We start from the raw sequence: 1,921 nt of genomic DNA, 5'->3' as shown, positions 1-1,921 counted from the left end.
GCACATTCACTGCCTGGTCACCGCCGGCGGCCTGACCCCGCAGGGGGAATGGCGCGACGTGGCGGGCGATTACCTGGTGCCCGCCGGGGTGGTGAAACCGGTCTACCGCGGCAAGCTGCTCGAGAAGCTCTCGGACGCCATGCGCGCCGGGCGCCTGCGCGCGCCCGAAGGCACGCCCATCGAGGACCACCTTCGCGCCGCCGCCGCCAAGAAGTGGAACGTCCGCCTGGAAAGCCGCTACGGGCACGGCAAGGGCGTGGCGAAGTACCTGTCGCGCTACGTGCGCGGCGGGCCGATCGCCAACACCCGGATCGTCGGCGCCGGCGATGGCCAGGTTCGGTTCCGTTACAAGGACCACCGCGATGGAAAGTACAGGGTCCGCTGCCTGAAGGCGCCGCGCTTCATCGAGCACCTGCTGTGGCACGTCCCCGAGCCCGGCCAGCACACCGTGCGCCATGTCGGGCTCTACGCGCATGCCTGCAAAGAGCGCCGCGAGCGCTGCCGCACCCTGATCGATCCGCGCACGACGTGCTCACAGGCGCACCAGCGCCAGAGCTGGCAGGCGTATATGGCCTCGATCGGCCACGGGGCGACGACGCGCTGCCCCCACTGTGGACGGGCGCTGGTGCGCGGAGCCGCGATCGCCCACCGACAGCGGCGTGGACAAAATTCCCAATCAAGGTGGAGCGGACTTTGTACAACGAGCCGTTCAACCGGACCCGCTCCGAGTCACGATCCGCCCGCAGCGGCAACCCGGTCGGACAGTGCTCTTTTTTTGGCCTCGACGCGGGCCGGTTAACTATTCGTTAGTGGCGATAGCCGTGGGGGTTCTTCTGTTTTGAGTGTGATAAGTCGTGATTCCATTGCAGAGGTAAACGGATAGTGAGCATAAAGGAATTAGTAAGGCCGACGCGTATTGGGAGAATTTTTAGGGCCGTCTTTTTCGGTGTCGTCGTCTTGGTATTGTTCAGCTTCGGCACATTAATGCTTGTTCGTTCGTTCGCCGAAGGGCACGTCATTGCGTTCGCAATGGGCTTGGCTTTGTGGGCTGGGGCCGCGCTGTTCGTTTTACGCTGGAGGCGTTCGTCGGGTGAGTGGCCGAGCATAGTGGCGGAGCGGATCGGTGTGCCGGACTCGGTGCAACACCAGGAAAATGCCGGCCCAATGACGACGAACATCCCGGATGCACTCCGCGGTCAGAAGCCGCCGAATGGTGCGGTGGTCGTTGCTGGTCGCTCGATCTGGTCCTCTCGGGTAACGATCATGGTGATCTTGGCCATCGGTGTGGGGCTCTTTTACCTCGGCTGGAACGTCAAAACCCTTTTCCCCGAATGGCATGTCTCGGGTAGCTATCTACTTATGGGATTCGGCGGGCTCTTGCTCATAGTGGGTCTCTTTGGGCTACGGCCGCGCAGTTGGCAAGGGTGCTTTCTCGGTTTCATCGCCATACCCGAGGGAATCTACGTTCACGGCCAGGGCGTCTACCCCGAAGGTCACGAATGGACCACACCACAGACGCGGTGGCTGTTCGTACCTTGGGGGAATGTCGTTGATGTGCGCAAGGGACTTGTTTGGAAGTCAACCGGCCAAGGGGCCGCAATATGGTTCCCTTCGACCAAACTGACGTTGCGTTTAACCCCTGACGAAGCCCGCGAATGGTTCCCCTATGCGGACGATGAGCCAAGCGACGACGGCATGAACCGGATCGTGTCGCTGGACTATTCCGACAGCGATCCCTCGCCCAAGGAAACGGTTCCAAGACTGCAGCGGCTCTGGGCGCCAGAGTAGTCGGTTGTGCTTACTGTCGCGATTCGGGCTCTGGTTCACACTGCCACTAACAATCATATATGGACTCCTCCCGCAAGTAGGCAGAGACGGACGTGCTGATCGAGGGCAATAGAGCATCGGTTGCGGTCGTATA

At 61.8% G+C, this 1,921-nt stretch carries 2 protein-coding genes; both read left to right on the top strand.

Features of this window, described 5'->3' with window-relative positions:
* A partial coding sequence (locus ACPEES_RS23205) for an IS91 family transposase (RefSeq protein WP_435106846.1) occupies positions 1–799 on the top strand: 799 nt, incomplete at its 5' end.
* Between the two features lie 83 nt (positions 800–882).
* The gene (locus ACPEES_RS23200) at positions 883–1,788 is read left to right on the top strand and encodes a hypothetical protein (protein ID WP_435106844.1); all 906 of its coding nucleotides are present in this window, start codon (positions 883–885) and stop codon (positions 1,786–1,788) included.
* Positions 1,789–1,921: the final 133 nt, after the last annotated feature.

This window comes from Arhodomonas sp. AD133 (assembly GCF_051195215.1).
Lineage (GTDB): Bacteria > Pseudomonadota > Gammaproteobacteria > Nitrococcales > Nitrococcaceae > Arhodomonas.
The sequence above is the reverse complement of the archived record's forward strand: the minus strand, read 5'-3'. Positions and strand labels throughout refer to the sequence as shown.